The sequence below is a fragment of the Sodalis sp. RH15 genome (assembly GCF_047324255.1).
GTDB lineage: Bacteria > Pseudomonadota > Gammaproteobacteria > Enterobacterales > Enterobacteriaceae > Acerihabitans > Acerihabitans ligni.
Genome location: NZ_CP178738.1, coordinates 1,692,260 through 1,716,392, shown reverse-complemented (window position 1 = coordinate 1,716,392; position 24,133 = coordinate 1,692,260). Strand labels below are relative to the sequence as shown.

Here is a 24,133-nt window from a genome sequence, read left to right as displayed (position 1 = left end):
AATGAAGGCGTCGCACTGCACATGAAGCCGGGTGAAGGCTAAATCTACACAAGGGTTAGGCACATGAATATTACCGTTCTGGGTTGTGGGGCTATCGGCCAACTCTGGCTGGCGGGACTGTTCCAGCAGGGACATACCCTCCAGGGCTGGCTGCGCGTGCCGCAACCCTTTTGCACCGTTGATGTGGTTTCGCCCCTGGGAGAAACCTTTCAACATCAGCTGCCGGCCAATAATACCGCGTTACTGGCCGAGAGCGATTTATTGCTGGTGACCCTGAAAGCCTGGCAGGTTTCCGATGCGATCAGAAGCCTGCTGCCGCAGCTTAAAGCGGACTGCGCCATCTTATTATTACATAATGGCTTGGGCACCCGTGAAGAATTGCCGGCCCTGACCCAGCCCCTTTTGCAAGGCATAACCACCCATGCGGCCTACCGCGGCGGCGATGGCAGCATTATCCATGTCTACAGCGGTACCACTCGTATCGGGCCGCTGACCGCCAATGCTCAATCCATCAGTTCGGTTGCGGAAGTTTTGCACGATGCGCTGCCGGACGTGGCCTGGCATGACAATATCGCCGCTACCTGCTGGATTAAGCTGGCGTCGAACTGCATTATCAACCCGCTTACCGCGGTGTATGAATGCACAAACGGCGAGATCGAGCGTTTCAGCAGCGAAATCGAAGAGTTATGCCGGGAAGTGGCGGCGGTAATGGATCGCGAAGGTTTTCACACCTCCTATGAAAGCCTGCTGCTTTATGTCGGGCAGATTATCAGAAACACCGCCGGCAACACCTCCTCCATGCTGCAGGATATACGCGCACAGCGCCATACCGAAATTGATTATATCAACGGTTATCTACTGCGGCGCGCGCGGGCGCACGGCATCAATGTCCCCGCCAATCAACGTTTGTATGAACTGGTTAAGCAAAAGGAGAATCGTTATGACCGTCTCGGCACTGGTATGTCTGGCGAATGGGAGTGAGGAGACAGAAGCCGTCACCGTTATCGATCTGCTGGTGCGGGGCGGGATTGAGGTAACAACCGCCGCCGTGAATAACGGCGAGGGACTTGAAGTCCGCTGTTCGCGGGGGGTGCGTCTGCTGGCGGATACGCCCTTGTCGGCAGTGCTCGACCGATTGTTTGATGTCATTGTATTGCCTGGCGGCGCCAAAGGCGCTGAAGGCTTCCGGGACGATCCGCAGTTGGTGGCGACCGTCCGTCGGATAAAAAGTCAGGGCAAGCTGGTAGCGGCAATCTGCGCGGCGCCGGCGCTGGTATTACAACACCATAAGTTGTTCCCCTCCGTCGCCATGACCGGCTTCCCGGCATTGAAGGATCGTATACCGCCGACAGAGTGGCGTGATAAGCGCTGGGTGTATGTGAAGGAGAATAACCTATTGACCAGCCAAGGTCCGGGGACCGCAATGGATTTTTCCCTGAAAATCATCGATATTTTGCTGGGCAGGGCCAAGGCGGCCGAGGTGGCGGAGCAATTGGTGTTGCCCTCGGATGTGGATAATTACGCTGGCTGAGAGTTTCCCGCGAACGGGGGCGAAGGGGAACGGGCGGCAGCCGGGGTTTTATACTTTCTGCGCCGCCCTATTCCCGTTTACGGCCGGTATACCTTGACGTTGGCAAATCCCTGCTCGCGCAAATAGAGCGCCTGCAGACGGCTCATGACTCCCCGTTCACAGTACAACAGATAGGATTTGCTCTGATCCAGTTCACTGAACAGGGATCCCAGTTTGTAAAACGGCAACGCCTTGACGGGAATATTGTCCAATACCAGCGGCTGGCTCTCCTGTTCATCCACCGGGCGAATATCCAGCACGATATCGTTATCGCCTACCTGGTCCGAGGTTTCAACCTCAACCACATCCTGGTTGGTTTGTTCGATAATCTCCCTGATGTCGATGCTTTGGGCTTCATCAACCGCCCGATCGAGAATGGCAAAATCAAAATTCGCTTCTTCCTGTTCAATACGCTGTTTTACCGCTTTCACCGTCGGGCTTTTGGAAATGACGCCGCAATATTCCGGCATGGTTTTGGCAAAATCCTCGGTGCCGATGCTGCGGGCCAGGTTGATAATATGTTCTTTATCATGGGAGATAAGCGGCCGCAGGATCAAAGTGTCGGAGACATTATCAATCAGGCGCAGATTGGTCAGCGTTTGGCTGGAGACCTGGCCGAGCGCCTCGCCGGTCACCAGCGCCTGGATGCCGTAGCGTTCGGCCATTTTCGACGCCGCCCGCACCATCATGCGCTTGAGCACGACGCCCATTTGCCCGTCGTCCACCTTCTCCAGTATTTCGCCCACTACCGCCGCAAAATCAATGGCGATAAAACGGACCCGGTGGGAGCTGCCGAAGCGGTTCCAGATATGGTGGGCCACCTGCCGGACGCCAATCTCATGGGCCGCGCCGCCGAGGTTAAAGAAGCAGTAGTGCACGCGACAGCCCCGGCGTATCAGCATATAGCTGGACACGCCTGAATCGAAGCCGCCCGAGATCAGGGACAGCACGTCTTCCTGGGTGCCGATGGGGTACCCGCCAATGCCTTCATAGCGTCCGGTGATAAGCAGCAGCCGGTCATCTTCGATTTCAAGATGCACCGTTTCTTCGGGGTGATTGAGCTTGACGCGCGTTCCGGCCACATTCTGGTTCAGTCCGCCCCCGACGTAGCGCTCCACGTCCTGCGAGGTAAAGTCGTGGGTGCCACGGCGCTTCACGCGCACGCAGAAGGTTTTCCCAACCAGGCGATCGTGATTCAGCGCCAGGGTTTGCCGGTAAATATCATGCATATCTTCATAGGGATGATCTTCCACCGCCAGGATATGATGGATACCGGGAATACGTGTTAACGCGTCGACAATCGGCGTACGCTGGCTTTCATTCTGGGCGCGGACTTCAACATGGTCCCAGTGGCGCACTACCGCCAGAGATTCGTCGTAATGTTTCAAGACGTTGCGAATATTGCTGGTGAGGATTTTGATAAAGCGCAGCCGTACGGATTGACTCTTTATCGTAATTTCCGGAAACAGTTTGATGATAAACTTCATGGCGATAGTCGTTATGTGATCAGAAAAAGACAACGCATCGGAACACGTCATATAATGAGATATCGGTAATCCCCGGCGCCTGGGCGCGGGCGTTATCAATAGCATCCGAGGCGCGGAGTATATCACCTTCCGTCAGCGGATTGAGGCTCAATTTGCTTATCAGCGCACTCTGGGCTAACGTTGACTGCTTTCATACTCGCAGCCACTCACTATATTGAAAAAAATTATGCCGAAAAAAGCCGAACAGCCCGCCAGTTTTGAAACAGCGCTGAAAGAGCTGGAGCAAATTGTTACCCATCTTGAATCCGGCGAACTGCCGCTGGAAGATGCGCTGAATGCGTTTGAGCAAGGCGTGCAGCTGGCGCGCCAAGGCCAGCAAACCCTGCGGCAGGCCGAGCAGCGGGTGCAGATTTTGTTGAGCGAGGACAAGGAAGCGCCGTTAACGCCATTCACCCCGGATGCGGAATAGGACCATGAGTGATTTTGCCTCGCAGCTCAAGGCCAGCCATGAGCGGGTCAACGGCGCGCTGGATCGCTTTTTTGCGCCGCTGGACCATCGCGAACCGCTGATGCAGGCCATGCGCCACGGTGCGTTATTGGGCGGTAAGCGCCTGCGGCCGTTTTTGGTTTACCGTACCGGGCAGATGTTCGGCCTGTCCCCTGACATACTGGACGCGCCGGCGGCGGCCATTGAGTGTATCCATGCCTATTCGTTGATCCATGACGACTTGCCCGCCATGGATAATGACGATTTGCGGCGCGGCCAGCCCACCTGCCATCGGAAATTTGGCGAGGATACCGCTATTCTGGCCGGAGATGCTTTGCAAACGCTGGCGTTTTCCATTCTGGCTGATGCGACGATGCCGGGGGTGCCGGCCCAGGATCGCCTGCTGATGATATCCGCCCTGGCGCAGGCCAGCGGCGCCCGCGGCATGTGTCTGGGTCAGGCGCAGGATCTGGCGGCGGAAGGTCATCCGGTGACATTGCCGGCCTTGGAAACCATCCACCGGCACAAAACCGGTGCCTTGATCCGGGCGGCGGTAGCGCTGGGCGCACTGGCCGCCGGCGCACCGGGCAAACAGCTTTTGCCCCATCTGGATCGCTATGCCGCCGCCATCGGGCTGGCGTTTCAGGTACAGGACGACATTCTGGACGTTGTGGGCGATACCGCCACCCTCGGCAAACGGCAGGGAGCGGATCAGCAACTGGGCAAAAATACCTACCCGGCGCTGCTTGGACTGGACGGAGCGCGGGCCAAGGCGCTGGCTCTGCATCGGGAATCGTTGTCATCCTTAGAACATGTCGCCGCCCTGGGCTATGATACATCCACGCTGGCGGCATTGGCGCGTTTTGTTATCGAGCGTGACAAATAGCATTTGACGGTTTTATTACCTCAGGTATGAGTATCCAATGAGTCTTGATATAACAAAGTACCCGACCCTGGCTTTAGCTGAAATTCCGGCGCAGCTGCGTCTGATGCCCAAAGAGAGTTTGCTGAAACTCTGCGATGAACTCAGGCAGTTTTTGCTCGACAGCGTGAGTCGCTCCAGCGGCCATTTCGCCTCGGGACTCGGTACCGTGGAACTCACCGTGGCGCTGCATTATGTCTATAACACGCCTTTTGATCATCTGATTTGGGATGTGGGCCATCAGGCTTATCCCCATAAAATCCTTACCGGACGGCGGGAAAAAATTTCCACCATCCGTCAAAAGGGCGGCCTGCATCCGTTTCCCTGGCGCGGCGAAAGTGAGTATGACGTCTTGTCCGTGGGGCACTCATCCACGTCCATCAGCGCCGGGCTGGGCATGGCCGTGGCGGCGGAGCATGAAGGCAAAGGCCGCCGTACGGTCTGCGTGATAGGGGACGGCGCCATTACCGCCGGCATGTCCTTTGAAGCGATGAATCACGCCGGCGACATCAAACCGGATCTGCTGGTTATCCTGAATGATAACGAAATGTCCATCTCGGAGAACGTCGGCGCGCTGAACAATCACCTGGCTCAAATCCTGTCCGGCAAGCTGTATTCCACCCTGCGGGAAGGGGGCAAAAAAGTGCTGTCCGGCATCCCGCCCATTAAAGAACTGGTCAAGCGTACCGAAGAGCACATTAAGGGCATGGTAGTGCCCGGCACCCTGTTTGAAGAGCTGGGTTTTAATTATATCGGGCCGGTTGACGGCCATGACGTGCTGGGGTTGGTGCATACCCTGAAAAATATGCGCGGCAGGAAAGGCCCGCAGTTCCTGCATATCATGACCAAAAAAGGCAAAGGCTACGCCCCGGCGGAAAAAGATCCCATTGGCTGGCATGCGGTGCCGAAGTTCGATCCGCAAATCGGCACGCTGCCCAAGAGCGCCGAAGGCCTGCCCACCTATTCGTCCATTTTCGGCAACTGGCTGTGTGAAACCGCCGCCGCCGACCCTAAATTGATGGCGATAACGCCGGCCATGCGGGAAGGATCCGGCATGGTGCCGTTTTCCCGGCAATATCCGGATCGCTATTTCGATGTAGCCATAGCCGAACAGCATGCGGTCACCTTTGCCGCCGGTTTGGCCATCGGCGGTTATAAGCCGGTGGTGGCGATCTACTCGACCTTTTTACAGCGGGCCTATGATCAGGTGATTCATGACGTGGCCATTCAGCGTCTGCCGGTGCTGTTCGCCATCGATCGCGGCGGTATCGTCGGGGCAGACGGGCCGACGCATCAGGGCGCGTTTGATTTGTCTTTTTTACGCTGTATTCCCAATCTGGTGATTATGGTGCCGAGCGACGAAAACGAATGCCGCCTGATGCTGCATACCGGCTACCATTATGAAGCCGGCCCCAGCGCGGTGCGTTATCCCAGGGGTAACGGCACCGGCGCGGCGTTCTCGCCGCTGGCGCCGCTGAACATCGGCAAAGGGATTATCCGGCGCCAAGGGGAGAAAATCGCCCTGCTCAATTTCGGCACCCTGCTGCAGGAAGCCGACATCGCGGCCCGGCATCTAAACGCTACCCTGGTGGATATGCGCTTTGTGAAGCCCTTGGACGAGGAATTGATTGAGTCACTGGCCGCCGGCCATGAAGTACTGGTGACGCTGGAGGAGAATGCGGTCATGGGCGGGGCCGGCAGCGCGGTGAATGAATTTCTGATGCGCAAGCGGCTAATGGTGCCGGTATTGAATATCGGCCTGCCCGACCGGTTTATTCCACAGGGCTCCCAGCAGGAAATCCGCGCCGATATCGGCCTGGACAGCGTTGGTATTCTGAGCCAGATACAGCATTGGCTGGCGTGAGCCCTCACCGGCGGCAAGAATAGCGCCTGCCGCACCGGACAATATTCACCGCCGGTAGTCGAGCACCATATCGCCATTGCGCTCCACCGAATCATATCGGCTGAGGTCCAGGGTTCGAAGGGAGGCTACTCCCCGCGGATTGAATTGTTCCCGCCAGGACAGGCCCAGCCGGTAATTTATTTGCAAAGTGATACGATCCTCGCTTTGATCTCCGCTGCCGACGCGCTGCTCAACCGCCAGCGTCAGCAGGGGAATCGGCGTATAATTAAGACCGACAATCAGCGCCCGGGGACTGTCCAACCGTTTATTTTTATCGAACAGCGCCACCCCGTCGCCATAATACTTCTCAAATACCATGCGAGCCCCCAATTGGGGAAAGAACGGCAAATAGGCATCGCCCCGCATATCGTAACCGAAGGCCGGCCGCTCATCAAAATTCTCCAAATCAGGGGAGTGGCTCCAGTTTTTTATTCGGTAATAAAGGTTTGAAGATAATTTAACATAGTGGGTCCAGAGTTCGGCACCCAGGCTCATACGCCGATTTGTGCCGCTAAAATCATTATCGAAGAACGAGTTTAAACCGAACATCCAGTTATTGGTAAACAGGCGGGCGCCGGCGCCCAGATTCAGCGTATTGCGGCTGTCCCGGTGACGACCGCTTAATTGAGTGAACAACATCGTATTTGGCCTGTTATCAAAGGGCACCAGCAGATCGACAGAACTGCCGTTCAAATGAAAATCATCGTCTGCATTAAACTGAAACCGGGCGCTGCCGAATTGACTGGATGATTCCCTGGCCGATTGCGCAAAAGAGGCAAGGTTGGCGGATTTGTCGTCGCCATCGAAGAAAGCCTCCCCGCCGGCCGTTAAACTATCGTTAGCACCGGCAGGGTTATTCACCACGGCCGCCTTAGGGGACGCCGCCAAAAAGAAAGGCACCGTTATAGCTATTATAACCCATGCATACAGGCCGCGGTGAAGTAAAGGATAGAGTAAAAAAGCGTAACCAAGATGAGGATTTTTAATTGGACGATCGGCTGAATCATAAGCCATCCTGTACATATTGACGCCCCCCAAAATAAAGAATCACGAGTTCCCAACACTTAGTATATTTTTATCTAATGCCATATTTAATATACATATTAAAAACACAATTAACAGGATATTATTTTTTATTATTTGTATTGCACAACAATACTTATCTATTATTGATTTAATTTTAAATTAATAGAAGCATGGCTTATTAAAATAAAGGGCAGACATAGGTAATAAAGGCCTGGCAACCTTATTAACGGGAACTAAATTATATAGATATCAAACGAATTATTTAGCAAATTTGAATGGGGAGGAATTATAATACAATCGTATTTAAAATGAATGGCGCCGCCGAGGACTATTCATTGGGCAATAGCGCCAGGGCGGGCCGCCAGATGATTCGCCGACTCTGTTGGTTTTATCTTCCCGCCCGCGGTTGAAGTGAACCCGGAAAAGTCTAAATGTTGAGTTCAGTCCGTCCCGGGCGAAGCCTTACGGCGCATTGGGCTAACCGTCGGTGGATCGGGTTACCTTTTCCCAGGCGTCAATCTCAAGCGCGTATTGCGCCAGTTTGTCCCGTACCAGCGCCAGGGCGTCGCTGCCCAGCAACAAATGGGCGGGGGGCTCCCGGCTTTCAATCAGCCTCAAGATGGCCTGCGCGGCTTTGGCGGGATCGCCGAGCTGATGGCCGCTTTTTTCCTCGCGCGCTTTGCGGATGGGATCGAATATCGCGTTGTAATCGGCGATATTGCGCGGCGAGCGTACCATGGAGCGTCCCGCCCAGTCGGTGCGAAAAGAACCGGGCGCCACGGCGGTAACGGCGATGTTAAACGGCTTCAGTTCCTTGCCCAGCGCCTCGGATATGCCTTCCAGGGCGAATTTGCTGCCGCAGTAATACGCAATACCCGGCATGGTAATGAATCCGCCCATGGAGGTGATATTGACAATATGGCCGGCGCGCCGCTTGCGCATAGAGGGCAATACCGCTTTGATCATCCCCACGGCGCCGAACACGTTGACATCAAACTGGCGCCGCATGTCCGCCAGCGGCGATTCTTCAAAAACCCCCTCATGACCGTAGCCGGCATTATTCACCAGAACGTCGATGGGGCCCAGCAATGACTCGGCATCAGCTATCAGACTATCCATAAGTTCAATATCGGTAACATCCAGTATCCGTCCGAATGCCTGCGCCGGGTTTAATGCTTCGAAGTCGGCCTTTGCCGCCGGGCTTCGTACCGTTCCTATTACCCGATGCCCGTCGGCAAGAGCTGCTTTGGCCAAGGCCAGCCCGAACCCGCTGCTGACGCCGGTTATCAATAGCGTTTTGGCGGCAGTCGGGCCCGTTGTTTTCGCGTTTTCATGTAAAGATGCGTCGTTTTTTACGGAATCATTCATTTTCAACACCCAATAGTGAGAGAGGAGTTGCATGATATCCCGTAGCGAGAATAGAACGGCTGTCTGTTGTTCTGTTTATCTTGCCTAATCCTATGAACAAGTAAATATTCTAGGCAAGCTATGGCATAATGCGCCTAGACGCCGATAAAAGGAAAACAGGATGGAAAAGACCGACGGCAACGACGCCTCGTTGCAGGACCGCATGGTTTCACTGCTGGGGAAATTGGCTCCGGAGGAGGGCTATAACCTGACGGCGCTGCCTGATGTGCGCTTTTTGCGCTCCAACCGTCCGCTAAGCCGCACGCCGGTATTATATGATCCGGGCATCGTGATCGTCTGCCAGGGGAGGAAGCGGGGGTTTTTCGGCGACCGGGTTTATCTGTATGACCGTCAGCATTATCTCGCCGTGTCGGTGCCGGTGCCCTTTACCATGGAAACCGATGCCAGCCCGGAACAACCGCTGCTGGCTATCTATATGCATCTTGATTTCAAGGTGGCGGCGGATTTGATGATCCGCATTGACCAGCGCTACACCGGCGTCCAGGCCAGGCCTCAGGGCATGATCTCCACGCCCATGGACCGGCGGTTCAGCGAATCGGTGCTGCGCTTCCTGGAAGCCATGAACCGGCCATTGGAGGCGGAGATCCTCGGCCCGTCCCTGGTGCGGGAACTGTATTACCATGTGCTTACCGGCGAACAGGGCAGTTCAATGCGCGCAGCGCTGCTGATGCAAGGCCGGTTCGGCAAGATTGCCAAGGCGATTGCGCGCATACACGCCTCGTTCAGCCAGGATCTCAACGTCGAGCGGCTGGCCGGCGAAGCGGGTATGAGCGTGCCCACATTCCATAGCCATTTCAAGTCGGTCACCAACACAACGCCGATACAATACCTAAAATCCATCCGCTTGCATCAGGCGCGCCTGCTGATGGTGCGCAACAATATGACCGCGGCGACGGCCTGCCTGGATGTAGGCTATGAAAGCGCGTCGCAATTCAGCCGGGAGTTTAAACGGTTATTCGGCCAAAGCCCGCAGGAGGAAGCCAAACGCATGAAAGCGAATTTCGCCCTGCCCCCGCCGCATACGGCTTCCGGCTTTATCTCGTCGCACTGACCCCGTCATCATTCAAGCTGCAGGCGTTCGGCGGCGTTACGAGGCTCATCCATGAGCTCCGCCTTTCCCGGCCGCCGCCACTTTAATCTATCGGTATATCAATGATTTTCCTGCCACTCCCCCGCCACCGCTTCCTGTGCGTCGGGGCGGGATAGCATGGCGGTGGCGATACCGTTCCCCAGCACATTGATACCGGAACGCCCCATATCAAGCACATGGTCGATGCCCATCAGCAGCAAGATACCCGCCACCGGAATATTAAAGCTCGGGATGGTGGCCGCCAGCACCACCAGGGCCGAACGCGGCACGCCGGCGATGCCTTTTGACGCCATCATCAGGGTGAGCATCAACATGGCGACTTCCGCGCCGGTGAGGTGGATGTTGTAGGCCTGGGCGATAAACATCGAGGCAAACGAACAATAGATCATCGAGCCCACCAGGTTGAAGGAGTAGCCCAGCGGCAGGACAAACGAGGCGATATTGTTCGGGCAGCCGAAGCGGCGCAGCTGTTCGAGGGTTTTCGGATAGGCGGCTTCCGAACTGCTGGTGGTGAAAGCCAGTATCACCGGCTCCTTCAGCAGGCTTATCAGCCGGAAGGTGGCGGACTTCAGAACAATATAACAAAAGCCCACCATCATAACGCAGCACAGCAGGATCGCCAGGTAATAGCCGCCGATGAACGACGCGTAGCTTTTCAGGATGCCCAGCCCTTCGTTGGCGATAACCGACGACACGGCGGCGAATATCGCAATGGGCGCCATATACATGACGTAGCCGGTGACCTTGAGCATGATGTGCGATACCACATTCAGACCGTCCGCCAGCGGCTTATTGAATTTCTCCCCCAGCGACGCGCCGGCAATGCCGAAAAACAGCGAGAACACCACGATTTGCAATATTTCATTGTGCCCCATGGCATCAACTATGCTGGTGGGGAAAGTGTGGGCGATAAAGGTTTTCAGGGACATGCCGTCGGTGGCCAGTCCGGTATTCACCGCCTGCGCCGGCACCTGCAGATTGAGGCCCGCCCCGGGCTGGATGATACTCACCACCGCCAGGCCCAGCAGGATCGAGACGACCGAGGAGGAGATAAACCAGAGAAACGCCTTGCCGCCCAAAGTTCCGATGGCGGAAGTGTCTCCCATGCTCATGATACCCACCGTCAATGTGGTAAAGACCAAAGGCGCAATAACCATTTTTATTAAGCGGAGGAAAACGTCGGTGAGCAGCGCGACGTTATCGGCATAGGCGCGAGCGCTGTCCACAGACGCAAACTGATGAACCAGAGCGCCGACGATGATGCCCAGCACCATGAATGCCAGGATGAAAGTGGTTAACTTGTTAGATTTAGACATATATTTCCCGCTGATCAGTTCCCTGAAGCGTATATAGTGGTGAGAAGATAAGATTTAGTCGCATAATCATCCTTGATGAAGAATAAATTTCCCTGCAGCACATCAAAAAAACAAAACAAATAAAATCATTAACCGGTTGACTGCCGGTTGCACATCGCATTTACCATCGCCTCCGATGGTTAAACGCCGCTATAATAAATTCATTAAGGCACCGCCGCCTATCCAGGAGATAATCATGCAGTTTACCACGCTCGGCCAGACCAATCTTCGTGTTTCCCGTTTATGCCTCGGCTGTATGACATTTGGCGATCCCGCCCGGGGCAAGCATGCGTGGACCCTGCCCGAAGAGAGCTCGCGGCCGCTGATCAAACAGGCGCTGGACGCGGGCATCAACTTTTTCGATACCGCCAATAGCTATTCCGACGGCAGCAGTGAAGAAATCGTCGGCCGGGCATTAAAGGATTTTGCCCAGCGGGATCAGATCGTGCTGGCCACCAAAGTGTTTAACGAAATGAGCAATTTGCCCAAGGGGCTGTCGCGTAAAAAAATCATGCAGTCCATTGACGATAGTCTGACCCGTTTAGGGACCGACTATGTGGATCTGCTGCAAATCCATCGTTGGGATTACGATACCCCGCTGGAAGAGACCCTTGAGGCGCTGCACGATGTGGTGAAGGCCGGCAAGGCGCGTTTTATCGGCGCATCGTCAATGTACGCCTGGCAATTTGCCCGGGCGCTATATACGGCGGATTTGCACGGCTGGACCCGGTTTGTCACCATGCAGGATCAATATAATCTGATCCAGCGCGAGGAAGAGCGGGAGATGCATCCGCTGTGCCAGTTTGAAAATATCGCTGTTCTGCCCTGGAGCCCGTTGGCCCGCGGCAAGCTGACCCGGCCCTGGGGTGAGACCACCGCCCGATCGGTTTCAGATGAGGTGCTCACGGCGATGTATACCCGTACTGAAGAGGTGGATGCCCGTATAGCCGAGCGCGTGGGCGTGATAGCCGATACCCGCGGAGTTTCCAGGGCGCAGGTCGCGCTGGCCTGGGTGTTGAGCAAGCCGGCGGTGACCGTCCCGATTATCGGCGCATCCCGTCCGGATCAATTCGCTGATTTGGTCGGTGCTCTGGATGTGACGCTGGACGAGCAGGACATTGCCGAGCTGGAAACCGCCTATGTCCCGCATTATCCGGTGGGATTTGCCTAGACGGTCACATCGGCGCGGTTTCCCTTTAACAGGCTCGCTGTACGTTCGGTGATAGCGGGCTTACCGTGCTGTGGGGCGCTCGGTCGGGCGGGAAAACCACGCCCGATTCGACCCCATCAGCGCGGTTTCCCTTTAACAGGCTCGCTGCACGTTCGGTGATAGCGGGCTTACCGTGCTGTGGGGCGCTCGGTCGGGCGGGAAAACCACGCCCGATTCGACCCCATCAGCGCGGTTTCCCTTTAAACGATCTATTCATGTCCGGTGGGCTGCGGTATCGGCTTAAAACAAAGGCCAATGGTGTCCCAGCATATAGATCAGCCCGGCGCCGACGATGCCGGCGATGATATCGTCGATCATGATCCCCACGCCGCCGTGAACTTCACGATCGAACCACCGGATGGGCCAGGGCTTCCAGATATCCAGCACGCGAAACAGCAGAAATCCCGCCAGCACCCAGCGCCAGTCGTTCACCGGCAGGGCCATCAGGGTAATCCACATTCCGACAAATTCATCCCAGACGATGCAGCCGTGATCGTGCACGCCCATATCTTTGGCGGTTTTATGGCAGGCATAGATCCCCAGGCAGATGGCCAGCATCACCACCAGGGAGTAAAGCTGCCAGGGCAGGAAAGTCATCAGGCACCAGATAGGTATGGCCGCCAGCGAACCGACGGTGCCCGGCATCCAGGGAAACAGTCCGCTGCCGAAACCGGTGGACATCAGGTGCCAGGGATTACGCAGTTTGATCCGGCTGATGCCGAGCGTCACTTCGCTGGTCATGGCGTCACTCCCGGCTGAAATGGTCATAACCGTGCCAATCAAGGTCTACCGGTTGATTATCCCGCAGTAGCTGCAGGCCTTCGCTGCGGGGTCCGATTTGGCCGATGCAGGTAAAATCCGCGCCCGCATGTCCTAACGCCACATCCAGCGCGCCGCGATTGATTTCGGGCACGGTAAAGCAGAGTTCATAATCTTCCCCGCCGCTGAGCGCCCAGCGTAGCGCCTGGTCCGGCGAGACCTGGCGGCGCAGGGCGGTGGAATAAGGCAGATCTTCCAGATGGATGCGCGCGCCGCAATCGCTGCGGTCGAGAATATGCCGCAGGTCCGATATGAGGCCGTCCGATAAATCAATGGCTGAGCTGGCCAGATCCCGCAGGGCCTGACCTTGCAAAATGCGCGGCTGCGGTCGTAAATGGCGTTCAAGGAGGTATTGCCGGTCGGGGGCGGCCGCCACCATAAGCCGGTCTTGCAGTACGGCCAGGCCGGCGGCGCTGTCACCCAGGGTGCCGGTGACATAGATCCAGTCGCCGATGCGGGCGCCGGATCGAAGAATGGCGCGCCCGGCGGGAATCAGCCCCTGGATGGTCAGGGTCAGGCTCAGCGGGCCGCGGGTGGTATCACCGCCCACCAGCTGCATGCCGTAGTAGTCCAATTGCTCAAACAGGCTGTCGCTAAAGGCGGCCAGCCAGTTTTCATCCATCTCCGGCAGGGTCAGCGCCAGCGAAAGCCAGGCGGGATCGGCCCCCATGGCGGCCAGATCGCTGAGATTAACCGCCAGGGATTTATAGCCGAGATCCGCCGGCGAAATCGTCGGCAAAAAATGGATGCCCGATACCAGGGTATCGGTACTGACCGCAATCAGCCGTTTTTCATCAACCGACAACAGGGCGCAATCGTCGCCGATGCCCATCACGACATCACGGCGTGCGCTTTTTACCCGGTCGAAATAACGGGCAATCAGATCGAATTCGCCACAGGCCATAACCTATCCAAATAGAGTTGTCCCGCTACCGCGCCGCGCGCCGGATCCGGCATTCTCACCCGCCGTGCTACCTGCGGTTGGGGCGGATATAGGGCGCCGCCTTGTCCAGTACGCCGTTGATGAATTTGTGGCTCTCTTCCGCGCCGAACGTTTTGGCCAGTTCAATGGCCTCGTTGATCGCCACTTTGTAGGGCACATCCTGGCGTTTGCTTAACTCGTACAAGGCCAGGCGTAAAATAGCCCGTTCCACATGGCCTAACTCGTCAAGCTGGCGTGAAAGATAAGGGGCCATCAGCTGATCCAGCTCCGCCGCATGCGTCGCCGTACCTGAATACAGCTCGCGAAAATAAGCGATATCAACGTCCGTGACATCCTGTTCCGCCAGGAACTGGACTTCAATTTCGGCAATATCGTTATGAGATACTTGCCATGCGTAAAGCGCCTGGACGACACATTCACGGGCACGGCGACGAGCAGCAGGTTTCACAAAATTCCCCTTTACTTACGCGTTGATAGCTTTCAGTACGTTAATCATTTCAAGTGCGGTCAATGCGGCTTCCGCACCTTTGTTGCCGGCCTTGGTGCCGGCCCGTTCAATCGCCTGTTCGATGCTTTCCGTGGTCAATACCCCGAACGCCACCGGCAATACGCTGTCCAGGGCCACGCGGGATAAGCCGGTGCTGCATCCGCCGGCAACGTATTCAAAATGTGCTGTGCCGCCGCGGATAACCGTGCCCAGCGCCACCACGGCATCGAATTTCTTGCTGTCCGCCAGCGCGCGGACCGCCAACGGCAATTCATAGGCCCCGGGGACCCAGACCACGGTGATATTGTCGTCTTTCACCTGCCCGATACGTTTCAGGGCATCGATGGCGCCTTCAAGGAGGCTGTCGTTGATGAAATGATTGAAACGCGCAATCGCGATCGCTATACGGGCTTGTGGAGTGGCAATAACACCTTCGATAACGTTCATGGCTTTCCTTCAGTTGGCAAATGGCGATAATTGCCCCAAGAGGGGGCGGATTCTAACATATTCTTTTGTCCGCTGCGCGGGCCAATTAATCCGCGTAGCCAGGTTTAAGCCGTACCCGGATATCCGGTCCGACCTGGCATAAATCCGCCACCGTAAACGACGGCGACTGCGCCAGGCGCTCAAGCCCCGGCAGGACGCACAGCCCCCTGCCCCCGTCCCCCAGCAGCCGGGGAGCCAGGTAAAGGATAAGCTCATCCACCAGCCCCGCCTGCAGCAGCGCGCCGGCCAGGGCGGCGCCGGCCTCGACCCAGACGCTGTTTATCTGGCGCCGGGCCAATTGCATCATCAGGATCACCAGATCGATGCGGGGGTTATCGGTATCTCCCGCGGGCATGGCGATTTGTTCAACGGATGACGGCCAGGGCTGGTTATCCGCCGCCAGGCGGGCCAGCCAGGTTTGCCCCTCCTCGGCTATCAGCCGGTGGGCCGGGGTTACGCGGTTACGGCTGTCGATAACCACCCGCACCGGCTGGCGCAATTCGGATTGGGGATAACATAAGCGGACCTGTTCCGGCAACGAGTGCCAGCGAACGGTCAGGGCGGGATCGTCCGCCAGCACCGTGGCGCTGGTGGACAGGATTGCGGAGCTTTGGGCACGGAAAGATTGCACATCTTCCCGCGCATGGGTAGAGGTTATCCACCGGCTTTCGCCGGAAGCCATGGCGGTGCGTCCATCCAGCGATGCGGCCAGTTTCAGCCGGACATAAGGGAAACCGGTGCGCATGCGCTTTAGAAAACCCAGGTTCACCTCTTCCGCCTCGACCATCATCAATCCGTGACGGACATCGATACCCGCCTGCCGCAGCAGGTGCATGCCCCGCCCCGAGACCTGGGGATTCGGATCCTGCATGGCCACTACTACCCGCGCCACGCCCGCCGCAATCAGCGCATCGGCGCAGGGAGGCGTCCGGCCTTGATGGCTGCAGGGTTCCAGCGTGACGTAGACCGTGGCGCCCCGAGCCGCCTCACCGGCCATGCGCAGGGCATGCACTTCGGCATGCGGCTCGCCTGCGCGGTAGTGAAAGCCTTCGCCGACAATCTTGCCGTCCCGCACGATGACACAGCCGACATTCGGATTCGGCGTGGTGGTAAAACGTCCGCGGCGGGCCAGTTCAAACGCTCGCGCCAGGTAATATTCATCCTGCTGCATAACACCACCTTAATCCTGAAGACGGGCAATCTCTTCGCCAAACTCCCGTACATCCTCGAAGCTGCGATACACCGACGCGAAACGGATATAGGCCACCTTATCCAGCTTTTTCAACGCGTCCATCACCAGGTTCCCGATCATTTTGCTCGGAACTTCCCGTTCGCCGGTGGCGCGCAGCTGCGATTTGATGTGGTTGATGGCCATTTCCACATCGTCGGAATTGACCGGCCTTTTTTCCAGCGCCTTCAAAAAGCCGCCGCGTAATTTATCTTCATTGAATGGCTCCCGGATATCATTGCTTTTGATTACCCGGGGCAATACCAGCTCCGCCACCTCGAAGGTGGTGAAACGCTCGTTGCAAACCAGGCATTGCCGGCGGCGCCGGACTTGGGAACCATCCCCCACCAGACGGGAATCAATGACTTTGGTATCGACTGCGGAACAAAAAGGACAATGCATAAAGCTTCCTGTGCGGCTGATAGGGGTATGCTAGTTTAGCGCGAACTGTGGCGACAACAAAGGCCCTTCCCCGGCCGCAAGCAAAGGACTCGGAATTCTCCTGCCTTTCAGTTCATGACTTTTGCGGTGTTCCGGGCTAAGCTGTAATTTATCGGCAGAATAAGGAAACTGTTGCTATGACAATCGCTTACCGCCCGGCCTGTGTTGTTGTCGCCCTGCTGTTGCTTGCCGGATGCGCCAGACAACCGAACGCTAACGCCCCCGCCCTGAAGAACGAAATGGGCCAGTTGAACCAGCGGCTGGATTACCTCAACAACCAGGTGTCGGCATTGATGCAGCAGAATGCCCTTAACGCGCAGTCCACCAGCGGCGTGTATATTTATCCCGCCGCCCAAACCGCCGCCGAGGTGGAAAGCCAGGTCGGCAAGCTTCAGGTATCGCTGAGCCCGATTGAAACGGAAGCAAATGGTTCAAGGACGCTAATGCGTATCCGCACCACCGACAATCAGCCGTTGACGCCTTTCTCCGCCACGGTGGATTGGGGCCAGGTGGATCCCGCCACCGGCAAACCCCTGACCGCCGATGCCCTAAGCCAGTCCATTGTGGTGCCCGCCTCGCTGCTGCCGAAATCCGACGCCGCCATCGAGCTGCGCCTGAGCGGACTGGCGCCGGAACAGGTGGGTTTTGTCCGGCTGCACGATATTATCAAAATATCCCCGGAATCCCCACCGCCCCCCGACGCCGTCAAACCACTGTCCCAGCAATAGCGGCGGATATAATAAACCCCGCTGAAGCGGGGTGAGCTTGTTGGCAAAGTGCTCGGTCGGGGCAAACCGCCAGATCGTAAACACGCCGTAAATACCTCCTTGTAGGCTCGATCCGCGCCATCCTTGGCGCGGACGGTTTACTCTTCTGGCAGCCTGCCCCGCCTTTTTGACTCGGGGTACGTTTGTCAGCAATCTGACTTCGCCGAAGCGGGGTTTGTCCTGCTGGCAATCCGCTAAATTATGGCAGCAACGAAGGCTGATCCGCGCCCTCTTTCTCGACTTTCTGCTGGATCATGTGTTCGCGTTTCATCCCCAGCTTCAGCGCCAGCGCCGAGGCGACATAGATGGATGAAGCCGTACCGATGGTGACGCCTATCAGCATGGTCAAGGAGAAACCGGCCAGGATCGGGCCGCCAAAGATAAACAGCATCAGCACCACCATCAGCGTGGTGGCCGAGGTCATCAAGGTGCGGCTCAGGGTCTGGGTCAGCGACACGTTGATGATTTCATAAGAGCTGCCGCGCCGTATTTTGCGGAAGTTTTCACGAATACGGTCGGAAACCACGATACTGTCGTTCAGTGAATAGCCTATCACCGACATCAGCGAGGCGATGATGGTCAAATCGATTTCAATATGAAACAGCGACAGGACACCCATGGTAATCACCACGTCATGAGCCAAGGCCAGCACCGCCCCCAGGGCCAGCCGCCATTCGAACCGGAAGCCGACGTAAATCAGGATACAGATTAGCGCCACCAGCAGCGCCATGCCGCCGGCCTGCGCCAGATCGCTGCCGACGCTGGGTCCGACGAACTCGATACGTTTCACGGTGGCCTGCGAATCAAAGGTCTGGTTAACCACTCCCAGCACTTTGTTGCCCAACTCCTGGCCGGCGCCGTCCTGCACCGGCGGCATGCGGACCATCACATCCCGGCTGCTGCCGAAGTTCTGGATCAGCGGATCCTTGAAACCGGCATGCTCCAACGCGCCGCGCATGGCATCCAGATCGGCGGCCTTGCTCAGGTTCAGCTCGATAACCGTACCGCCGGTAAAATCCAGCCCCCAGTTAAATCCACGGGTGGCCATCAGCGCGACGGAAATGATTAACAGCGTAATGGAAATGCTGAATGCCACGTAATCCCAGCGCATAAAGTCATAGACTTTACGGCCGTAGTTTAAATCTTCAACTCTATGTTGCTGAGCCACAACGCACTCCTAGATAGACAGTTTGCTGATACGTTTACCGCCGTAAAGCAGGTTCACGATGGCGCGCGTGCCGACAATCGCCGTAAACATCGAGGTGGCGACCCCGATAGCGGTGGTTATGGCAAAACCCTTGATGGAACCGGTGCCCACCGCGTACAGGATAATCGCGGTGATAAGCGTAGTCACGTTGGCATCGACGATACTGGAGAAGGCGCCTTTATAACCTTCATGAATAGCCTGCTGAACGGTACGCCCGTTCTTGAGCTCTTCTTTGATACGCTCGTTAATCAGCACGTTGGCATCCACCGCCACCGCCAGCGTCAGCACAATCCCGGCGATCCCAGGCATGGTAAGCGTCGCCCCGGGCAGTAAAGACATGATGCCCACGATCATCACCAGGTTCGCGATAAGCGCGGTAGTGGCGATAAGGCCGAACTTGCGATACCACACCACCATAAAGATGATGGATGCCACCAGCCCCCACAGACAGGCTTCCAGACCCTGCGTGATGTTCTGCATGCCCAGCGTCGGGCCGATAGTCCGTTCCTCGACAATCTGAATCGGCGCAATCAGCGCCCCGGCGCGCAGCAATAGCGACAGTTGGCGGGCTTCGTTCGGATTATCGATGCCGGTGATACGGAAACTGTTACCCAGGCGGGACTGGATGGTCGCCACATTGATAACCTCCTCCTGTTTGGCCAGGATAGCCCGGCCGTTGGCGTCTTTCTTGCCGCTGTCCTTGTATTCCACAAACAGGGTTGCCATCGGCTTGCCGATATTGTCCTTGGTAAAATTGGACATATTGGTGCCGCCGGTGCTGTCGAGGGAGATATTGACCTGCGGGCGGTTGTATTCGTCGGCGCTGGAGGTGGAATCGGTAATATGGTCGCCGGTGAGGATGACCCGTTTATAGAGCACCACCGGCTGACCGTCGCGGGTATATTTCACTTCGGAATCACCCGGCACCCGGCCGCTGGCGGCCGCGCTGCGATCAACAGTGGTATTCACCAGGCGGAACTCCAACGTCGCGGTGGCGCCGAGGATTTCCTTTGCGCGCGCGGTATCCTGGATACCCGGCAGCTCAACCACTATCCGGTCCGCGCCCTGGCGCTGTACCAGCGGCTCGGCCACACCCAGCTGATTAACGCGGTTGCGCAGGATGGTAATGTTCTGCTGCACCGCATATTCACGGGCTTCCCGCAGGCGGGTGTCCGCCATGACCGCGCGCAGCCCGGTATCGCCGGTGCTGTTGATCACCAGATCGCGGTGGCGCGGGACCAGGTAGCTGACCGCCTGATCGCGGGAATTCCCGTCGCGGAAATTCACCTCGGTGCCGTAATTTTCGATTTTGCGCACCGTGGCATAAGGGATGCCTTTTTCACGCAGATCCGAGCGCAAGGCGTCCATGGTCTGTTCCTGGAGCTTGCCCAGGGCGGTATCCATATCCACTTCCATCAGGAAGTGCACGCCGCCGCGCAGATCAAGACCCAGTTTCATGGGTTCGGCCCCCATCATGGCCAACCAGGGGGGGGTGGCCGGGGCCAGGTTCAATGCCACCACATAATTTTCGCCAAGAGCGCTCAATAACGCCTCCCGAGCGCGCAGCTGCACGTCCGGATTGGAGAAACGGGCCAGGATGGCGCCGTTTTCCAGGGCGATCGACTTGCTGGCGATATTCTGTTCTTTTAGGACATTTTGGATCTGAACCAGCGTCGTCTCACTGGCGGCGGCACCCCGCGCACCAGTGATTTGTACGGCCGGATCCTCACCATAGAGGTTCGGAAGCGCATACAGCAGCCCGACGAGAAGTGCCAGGATAAGCATGATGTACTTCCATAAAGGATAACGGTTTAACACGGCAGTTCCCTTCGGGAAAATCGACAATTACAGCGCTTTCATCGTACCTTTCGGCAAGACAGCGGCCACGAAATCACGTTTGATAACCACTTCATTGGTATCGTTCAACGCTATCGCAATATAGCCGGTATCCGCGACTTTGGTCACGCGACCCACAAGACCACCTGTGGTCAGTACTTCATCGCCTTTGCCGATGGAGTCCATCAGCTTTTTATGATCCTTGGTGCGTTTTTGCTGCGGACGGAGGATCATGAAATAAAATATCAGGCCAAATACCACTAACATAATCACCAGAGAGTAAGGACTTCCCTGGGACGGCCCGCCTGCTGCGGCAGCGGCGTCAGAAATGAAAAAGCTCATTTAAATTCCCTCATTGTAATTTAACTCAACGACTAAAGGCGGAACGGGTTTTCCAACCCGGCCATAAAATTCGTCAACAAACTGCTCTAATTTACCTTCATCGATAGCGTGGCGTAAACCCGCCATCAGACGCTGATAATACCGCAGATTATGGATGGTATTCAGACGCGCACCGAGTATTTCGTTGCAACGGTCGAGATGATGCAAGTAAGCGCGACTATAATTGCGACAGGTGTAGCAATCACAATGTTCATCCAGCGGCGATGTGTCGCTTTTGTTACTGGCGTTGCGGATTTTCACCACTCCGTCGGTGACAAATAAATGACCGTTGCGCGCATTACGCGTCGGCATTACGCAGTCGAACATATCGATACCGCGACGCACGCCCTCCACCAAATCTTCCGGTTTACCCACGCCCATCAGATAACGCGGTTTGTCAGCCGGAATCTGCGGCAGGACGTGCTCGAGAATGCGGTGCATATCCGCTTTCGGCTCACCCACCGCCAGGCCGCCCACAGCGTAACCATCAAAGCCGATCTCTACCAGTCTTTTTACCGAAACATCTCGTAAATCTTCGTAAACGCTGCCCTGGATGATGCCGAACAGCGCATTTTTGTTTCCCAGCTCGTCAAAACGGCGGCGGCTTCGCTCCGCCCAACGCAGCGACATCTCCATGGATTTGCGGGCATAGTCATGTTCGGCGGGAAATGGCGTGCATTCGTCGAATATCATCACGATATCCGAACCCAGGTCATGCTGGATTTCCATCGACTTTTCCGGACTGAGGAATATCGCATCGCCATTGATGGGATTGCGAAAATGCACGCCCTCTTCGGTTATCTTGCGAATATCCCCCAGGCTGAACACCTGGAAGCCGCCGGAATCGGTGAGAATCGGACCGTGCCACTGCATAAAATCATGCAGATCGCCGTGCAGTTTCATGATCTCCTGCCCCGGACGCAGCCAGAGATGAAAGGTATTGCCCAGGATGATTTGCGCGCCGGTTTCAGCCACCTCTTCCGGAGTCATGCCCTTTACCGTGCCGTAGGTGCCCACCGGCATAAACGCCGGGGTTTCCACCACGCCGCGCTCGAACACCAGGCGTCCGCGGCGCGCCCGGCCGTCAGTTTTGATTAATTCGTACTTCACTCAGCCTCCGACACCGGAGAAACAGTCCGATGCAGTTTATGCCGGCTGCGTTCGCAGCGGCAGCAAAGCCGGGCGGCATTTCGCCCCCGGCGGGGTTGCGGCCTACCGTTCGCCAATGGCGTCCAGGGCGGCCAAATCGTTACGGGTGATGAACATGGCATCGCCGTAACTGTAAAAACGGTACTCCAGCGCCACGGCCTCATGATAAGCCGCCATGGTATGTTTATAGCCGGCAAACGCCGATACCAGCATAATCAGGGTCGATTCCGGCAAATGGAAATTTGTTATTAACGCATCGATAATGCGAAACCGATAGCCGGGAAAAATAAATATATCGGTATCGTCGAAAAACGGCGCGATAACCGCCCCCCGGGCCGCCTGCGCGGCGCTTTCAAGGGAACGTACCGAGGTGGTGCCCACAGCGACGACCCGGTTGCCGCGCTTCTTGCATGCCAGCACCGCATCCACCACTTCCTGCGGGACTTCGGCATACTCCGAATGCATCACATGCTCTTCAAGGTTTTCAACCCGCACCGGCTGAAAGGTGCCCGCCCCGATGTGCAGGGTGACAAAGGCCATTTCAATGCCTTTGTCCCGCAGGGCATCCAGCATGGGCTGGTCAAAATGCAGGCCGGCGGTAGGGGCGGCCACCGCGCCGGGACGTTCGCTGTAAACCGTCTGGTAGCTCTCCCGGTCGGTTTCCTCATCGTGGCGATGGATATAGAGCGGCAGCGGAATATGACCAGCGGCATTCAGCAGCGTCAGCACATCCCGGTCGTCATCGAAGCGCAGCTCAAACAGCGCATCACGGCGCGCCACCATGGTGGCGGCGATGCTTTCATCATCCCCGAGCAATAGCGCGGCGCCGGGTTTAGGCGACTTGGACGCGCGCACATGGGCCAATACCCGATGATCGTCCAGTACCCGCTCCACCAGCACTTCGATCTTGCCGCCGCTGAGCTTACGACCGAACAGCCGGGCCGGTATCACCCGGGTATTATTGAATACCAGCAGATCGCCGGGCGCCAACCGATCCAGCAGATCGGTAAATACGCCGTGCGTCATCTCGCCGGAGGGGCCGTCCAGCGCCAGCAGGCGGCAGGCGCTGCGTTCCGGCAGGGGATAGTCGGCAATCAGGGCCTCAGGAAGTTCATATGAGAATTCGGCGACACGCATTCCAGTTCACTTAAGACAAAAAACAGGCGGCTTAGTCTAGGGCTATGCAGCGCGGCCTGCAAGAAATAAGCGGCTTTGCCGGTGTTTTACCTTATACTCTTGCAATGAATTTTCTTGCTCATCTCCATCTCGCCTCCGTGGCGCACAGCTCGCTATTAGGCAATCTGATGGCGGATTTTGTCCGCGGCAACCCCGACGGACTTTATTCCGCCGAAGTGGTGGCCGGTATCCGCATGCACCGGCGCATTGATACCCTTACCGATAGCCATACGGTGGTGAAATCCGCCAAAACCCTGTTCAGCGCCGATTACCGGCGGGTGGCGCCCATTGCGCTGGACGTGGTGTGGGATCATTTTCTGGCGCTCCACTGGAGCCGGGTCGTGCCGGACGTACCGCTACGCCGGTTCGTGCTGCAGGCCGAAGCGGTTATTACGCCGGCGCTGCCGCAAACGCCGGAAGCGTTCCGCTCGCTTAATGCCTATCTTTGGCGTGAACGTTGGCTCGAACGTTATGCCCAGCGGCCTTTTTTAGCGCAGGTGTTGACGGGCATGGCGAGCCGGCGGCCCAGACTGGCCGCGCTGGGGGAAATTTACCCGGAAATTGAACAACATTATCCGGCGCTGGAGGCCTGTTTTTGGCAACTTTACCCGGATATGTTGCAGCTGGCGCATCAGGGCGCATTTACCTTGTAAACAAAAAACAGCACTAATTGTTACTGGAATGAAATAAAATCTTTAACGTTTTTTCCTTGTATCGCAAAGGGTTATTTTGTAA

General features: G+C 56.8%; 24 protein-coding genes. 9 read left to right on the top strand and 15 right to left on the bottom strand.

The annotated features are described in order from the left end of the window. Nucleotides 1-63: 63 nt before the first annotated feature. On the top strand, nucleotides 64-981 hold the full coding sequence (gene panE, locus ACL2XO_RS08030; protein ID WP_413723630.1) for a 2-dehydropantoate 2-reductase: 918 nt from the start codon (nucleotides 64-66) through the stop codon (nucleotides 979-981). Continuing rightward, nucleotides 941-1,531 carry a protein deglycase YajL gene (gene yajL / locus ACL2XO_RS08025; RefSeq protein ID WP_413742522.1) on the top strand — a complete coding sequence of 197 codons (591 nt, stop codon included), beginning with the start codon at nucleotides 941-943 and terminating at the stop codon, nucleotides 1,529-1,531. Before panE ends, yajL begins: the two co-directional genes overlap by 41 nt. A 77-nt stretch (nucleotides 1,532-1,608) precedes the next feature. On the opposite strand, the gene thiI is transcribed toward yajL, so the two are convergent. Further along, entirely contained in the window at nucleotides 1,609-3,057 is a 1,449-nt protein-coding gene (gene thiI, locus ACL2XO_RS08020) for a tRNA uracil 4-sulfurtransferase ThiI (protein WP_203522404.1), read from the bottom strand. Between the two features lie 226 nt (nucleotides 3,058-3,283). Between thiI and xseB the strand changes: the two genes are divergently transcribed. From xseB to dxs, 3 genes are read left to right on the top strand one after another with little or no spacing between them, the layout of a single operon-like run. Next, nucleotides 3,284-3,526, top strand: coding sequence for an exodeoxyribonuclease VII small subunit (gene xseB, locus ACL2XO_RS08015; RefSeq protein WP_132922949.1), 243 nt, complete (start codon nucleotides 3,284-3,286; stop codon nucleotides 3,524-3,526). 4 nt (nucleotides 3,527-3,530) lie between these two features. After that, on the top strand, nucleotides 3,531-4,430 hold the full coding sequence (gene ispA / locus ACL2XO_RS08010; protein ID WP_413723627.1) for a (2E,6E)-farnesyl diphosphate synthase: 900 nt from the start codon (nucleotides 3,531-3,533) through the stop codon (nucleotides 4,428-4,430). 37 nt (nucleotides 4,431-4,467) lie between these two features. Next, nucleotides 4,468-6,330, top strand: a complete 1,863-nt coding sequence (gene dxs / locus ACL2XO_RS08005; RefSeq protein WP_413742521.1) for a 1-deoxy-D-xylulose-5-phosphate synthase — start codon at nucleotides 4,468-4,470, stop codon at nucleotides 6,328-6,330. 45 nt (nucleotides 6,331-6,375) lie between these two features. On the opposite strand, the gene ACL2XO_RS08000 is transcribed toward dxs, so the two are convergent. Both ACL2XO_RS08000 and ACL2XO_RS07995 read right to left on the bottom strand, forming a co-directional pair. Continuing rightward, nucleotides 6,376-7,230: an inverse autotransporter beta domain-containing protein gene (locus tag ACL2XO_RS08000; RefSeq protein ID WP_413723626.1), complete on the bottom strand. Its 855-nt coding sequence runs from the start codon at nucleotides 7,228-7,230 to the stop codon at nucleotides 6,376-6,378. A gap of 642 nt (nucleotides 7,231-7,872) precedes the next feature. Beyond that, nucleotides 7,873-8,763 (bottom strand): oxidoreductase, encoded by an 891-nt coding sequence (locus tag ACL2XO_RS07995; protein WP_413723625.1) that lies wholly within the window; start codon nucleotides 8,761-8,763, stop codon nucleotides 7,873-7,875. Between the two features lie 160 nt (nucleotides 8,764-8,923). Between ACL2XO_RS07995 and ACL2XO_RS07990 the strand changes: the two genes are divergently transcribed. Beyond that, a complete protein-coding gene (locus ACL2XO_RS07990; RefSeq protein WP_243701450.1) occupies nucleotides 8,924-9,874 on the top strand; it encodes an AraC family transcriptional regulator in 951 nt (316 codons plus the stop codon). Between the two features lie 98 nt (nucleotides 9,875-9,972). Here ACL2XO_RS07990 and ACL2XO_RS07985 read toward each other — a convergent pair whose 3' ends face one another. Next, nucleotides 9,973-11,229 carry a dicarboxylate/amino acid:cation symporter gene (locus tag ACL2XO_RS07985; RefSeq protein ID WP_132922954.1) on the bottom strand — a complete coding sequence of 419 codons (1,257 nt, stop codon included), beginning with the start codon at nucleotides 11,227-11,229 and terminating at the stop codon, nucleotides 9,973-9,975. A gap of 235 nt (nucleotides 11,230-11,464) precedes the next feature. Here ACL2XO_RS07985 and ACL2XO_RS07980 point away from each other — a divergent pair, with 235 nt between their 5' ends. Beyond that, a complete protein-coding gene (locus tag ACL2XO_RS07980; protein ID WP_132922955.1) occupies nucleotides 11,465-12,439 on the top strand; it encodes an aldo/keto reductase in 975 nt (324 codons plus the stop codon). Nucleotides 12,440-12,718: 279 nt separating this feature from the next. Here the strand turns inward: ACL2XO_RS07980 and pgpA are convergent, their stop codons facing one another. The 6 genes from pgpA to nrdR form a co-directional block, all read right to left on the bottom strand. Continuing rightward, nucleotides 12,719-13,219 (bottom strand): phosphatidylglycerophosphatase A, encoded by a 501-nt coding sequence (gene pgpA, locus ACL2XO_RS07975; protein WP_132922956.1) that lies wholly within the window; start codon nucleotides 13,217-13,219, stop codon nucleotides 12,719-12,721. Nucleotides 13,220-13,223: 4 nt separating this feature from the next. Then, on the bottom strand, nucleotides 13,224-14,201 hold the full coding sequence (gene thiL / locus ACL2XO_RS07970; protein WP_132922957.1) for a thiamine-phosphate kinase: 978 nt from the start codon (nucleotides 14,199-14,201) through the stop codon (nucleotides 13,224-13,226). A gap of 67 nt (nucleotides 14,202-14,268) precedes the next feature. Then, entirely contained in the window at nucleotides 14,269-14,688 is a 420-nt protein-coding gene (gene nusB, locus ACL2XO_RS07965; protein ID WP_132922958.1) for a transcription antitermination factor NusB, read from the bottom strand. A 15-nt stretch (nucleotides 14,689-14,703) separates the two neighbouring features. Next, the gene (gene ribE / locus ACL2XO_RS07960) at nucleotides 14,704-15,174 is read right to left on the bottom strand and encodes a 6,7-dimethyl-8-ribityllumazine synthase (protein ID WP_132922959.1); all 471 of its coding nucleotides are present in this window, start codon (nucleotides 15,172-15,174) and stop codon (nucleotides 14,704-14,706) included. 85 nt (nucleotides 15,175-15,259) lie between these two features. Continuing rightward, the gene (ribD, locus tag ACL2XO_RS07955; RefSeq protein WP_413742520.1) at nucleotides 15,260-16,384 is read right to left on the bottom strand and encodes a bifunctional diaminohydroxyphosphoribosylaminopyrimidine deaminase/5-amino-6-(5-phosphoribosylamino)uracil reductase RibD; all 1,125 of its coding nucleotides are present in this window, start codon (nucleotides 16,382-16,384) and stop codon (nucleotides 15,260-15,262) included. A 9-nt stretch (nucleotides 16,385-16,393) separates the two neighbouring features. Next, nucleotides 16,394-16,843, bottom strand: coding sequence for a transcriptional regulator NrdR (gene nrdR / locus ACL2XO_RS07950; protein ID WP_132922961.1), 450 nt, complete (start codon nucleotides 16,841-16,843; stop codon nucleotides 16,394-16,396). Nucleotides 16,844-17,019: 176 nt separating this feature from the next. Here nrdR and ACL2XO_RS07945 point away from each other — a divergent pair, with 176 nt between their 5' ends. Beyond that, nucleotides 17,020-17,610: a DUF3251 domain-containing protein gene (locus ACL2XO_RS07945; RefSeq protein ID WP_413742519.1), complete on the top strand. Its 591-nt coding sequence runs from the start codon at nucleotides 17,020-17,022 to the stop codon at nucleotides 17,608-17,610. 238 nt (nucleotides 17,611-17,848) lie between these two features. On the opposite strand, the gene secF is transcribed toward ACL2XO_RS07945, so the two are convergent. The 5 genes from secF to queA form a co-directional block, all read right to left on the bottom strand. Further along, nucleotides 17,849-18,817, bottom strand: a complete 969-nt coding sequence (secF, locus tag ACL2XO_RS07940) for a protein translocase subunit SecF (RefSeq protein WP_132922963.1) — start codon at nucleotides 18,815-18,817, stop codon at nucleotides 17,849-17,851. Between the two features lie 9 nt (nucleotides 18,818-18,826). After that, nucleotides 18,827-20,674, bottom strand: coding sequence for a protein translocase subunit SecD (secD, locus tag ACL2XO_RS07935; protein WP_132922964.1), 1,848 nt, complete (start codon nucleotides 20,672-20,674; stop codon nucleotides 18,827-18,829). 27 nt (nucleotides 20,675-20,701) lie between these two features. Continuing rightward, on the bottom strand, nucleotides 20,702-21,034 hold the full coding sequence (gene yajC, locus ACL2XO_RS07930; RefSeq protein ID WP_132922965.1) for a preprotein translocase subunit YajC: 333 nt from the start codon (nucleotides 21,032-21,034) through the stop codon (nucleotides 20,702-20,704). Beyond that, complete coding sequence (tgt, locus tag ACL2XO_RS07925) at nucleotides 21,035-22,183, bottom strand: tRNA guanosine(34) transglycosylase Tgt (RefSeq protein ID WP_132922966.1); 1,149 nt, start codon at nucleotides 22,181-22,183, stop codon at nucleotides 21,035-21,037. 102 nt (nucleotides 22,184-22,285) lie between these two features. Next, nucleotides 22,286-23,359 (bottom strand): tRNA preQ1(34) S-adenosylmethionine ribosyltransferase-isomerase QueA, encoded by a 1,074-nt coding sequence (gene queA / locus ACL2XO_RS07920; protein ID WP_413742518.1) that lies wholly within the window; start codon nucleotides 23,357-23,359, stop codon nucleotides 22,286-22,288. Nucleotides 23,360-23,463: 104 nt separating this feature from the next. Here queA and ACL2XO_RS07915 point away from each other — a divergent pair, with 104 nt between their 5' ends. Continuing rightward, nucleotides 23,464-24,051: an ACP phosphodiesterase gene (locus tag ACL2XO_RS07915; protein ID WP_132927850.1), complete on the top strand. Its 588-nt coding sequence runs from the start codon at nucleotides 23,464-23,466 to the stop codon at nucleotides 24,049-24,051. Nucleotides 24,052-24,133 lie beyond the last annotated feature (82 nt).

What these genes read in the sequence shown, in the direction of transcription:
- dxs (WP_413742521.1), top strand. Translation starts at nt 4,468, where the DNA reads ATGAGTCTTGATATAACAAAGTACCCGACCCTGGCTTTAGCTGAAATT.
- ACL2XO_RS07990 (WP_243701450.1), top strand. Translation starts at nt 8,924, where the DNA reads ATGGAAAAGACCGACGGCAACGACGCCTCGTTGCAGGACCGCATGGTT.
- xseB (WP_132922949.1), top strand. Translation starts at nt 3,284, where the DNA reads ATGCCGAAAAAAGCCGAACAGCCCGCCAGTTTTGAAACAGCGCTGAAA.
- ACL2XO_RS07985 (WP_132922954.1), bottom strand. Translation starts at nt 11,229, where the DNA reads ATGTCTAAATCTAACAAGTTAACCACTTTCATCCTGGCATTCATGGTG.
- nrdR (WP_132922961.1), bottom strand. Translation starts at nt 16,843, where the DNA reads ATGCATTGTCCTTTTTGTTCCGCAGTCGATACCAAAGTCATTGATTCC.
- thiL (WP_132922957.1), bottom strand. Translation starts at nt 14,201, where the DNA reads ATGGCCTGTGGCGAATTCGATCTGATTGCCCGTTATTTCGACCGGGTA.
- pgpA (WP_132922956.1), bottom strand. Translation starts at nt 13,219, where the DNA reads ATGACCAGCGAAGTGACGCTCGGCATCAGCCGGATCAAACTGCGTAAT.
- panE (WP_413723630.1), top strand. Translation starts at nt 64, where the DNA reads ATGAATATTACCGTTCTGGGTTGTGGGGCTATCGGCCAACTCTGGCTG.
- ribE (WP_132922959.1), bottom strand. Translation starts at nt 15,174, where the DNA reads ATGAACGTTATCGAAGGTGTTATTGCCACTCCACAAGCCCGTATAGCG.
- ACL2XO_RS07995 (WP_413723625.1), bottom strand. Translation starts at nt 8,763, where the DNA reads ATGAATGATTCCGTAAAAAACGACGCATCTTTACATGAAAACGCGAAA.
- ACL2XO_RS07915 (WP_132927850.1), top strand. Translation starts at nt 23,464, where the DNA reads ATGAATTTTCTTGCTCATCTCCATCTCGCCTCCGTGGCGCACAGCTCG.
- ACL2XO_RS07980 (WP_132922955.1), top strand. Translation starts at nt 11,465, where the DNA reads ATGCAGTTTACCACGCTCGGCCAGACCAATCTTCGTGTTTCCCGTTTA.
- queA (WP_413742518.1), bottom strand. Translation starts at nt 23,359, where the DNA reads ATGCGTGTCGCCGAATTCTCATATGAACTTCCTGAGGCCCTGATTGCC.
- yajC (WP_132922965.1), bottom strand. Translation starts at nt 21,034, where the DNA reads ATGAGCTTTTTCATTTCTGACGCCGCTGCCGCAGCAGGCGGGCCGTCC.
- ribD (WP_413742520.1), bottom strand. Translation starts at nt 16,384, where the DNA reads ATGCAGCAGGATGAATATTACCTGGCGCGAGCGTTTGAACTGGCCCGC.
- thiI (WP_203522404.1), bottom strand. Translation starts at nt 3,057, where the DNA reads ATGAAGTTTATCATCAAACTGTTTCCGGAAATTACGATAAAGAGTCAA.
- yajL (WP_413742522.1), top strand. Translation starts at nt 941, where the DNA reads ATGACCGTCTCGGCACTGGTATGTCTGGCGAATGGGAGTGAGGAGACA.
- ACL2XO_RS07945 (WP_413742519.1), top strand. Translation starts at nt 17,020, where the DNA reads ATGACAATCGCTTACCGCCCGGCCTGTGTTGTTGTCGCCCTGCTGTTG.
- ispA (WP_413723627.1), top strand. Translation starts at nt 3,531, where the DNA reads ATGAGTGATTTTGCCTCGCAGCTCAAGGCCAGCCATGAGCGGGTCAAC.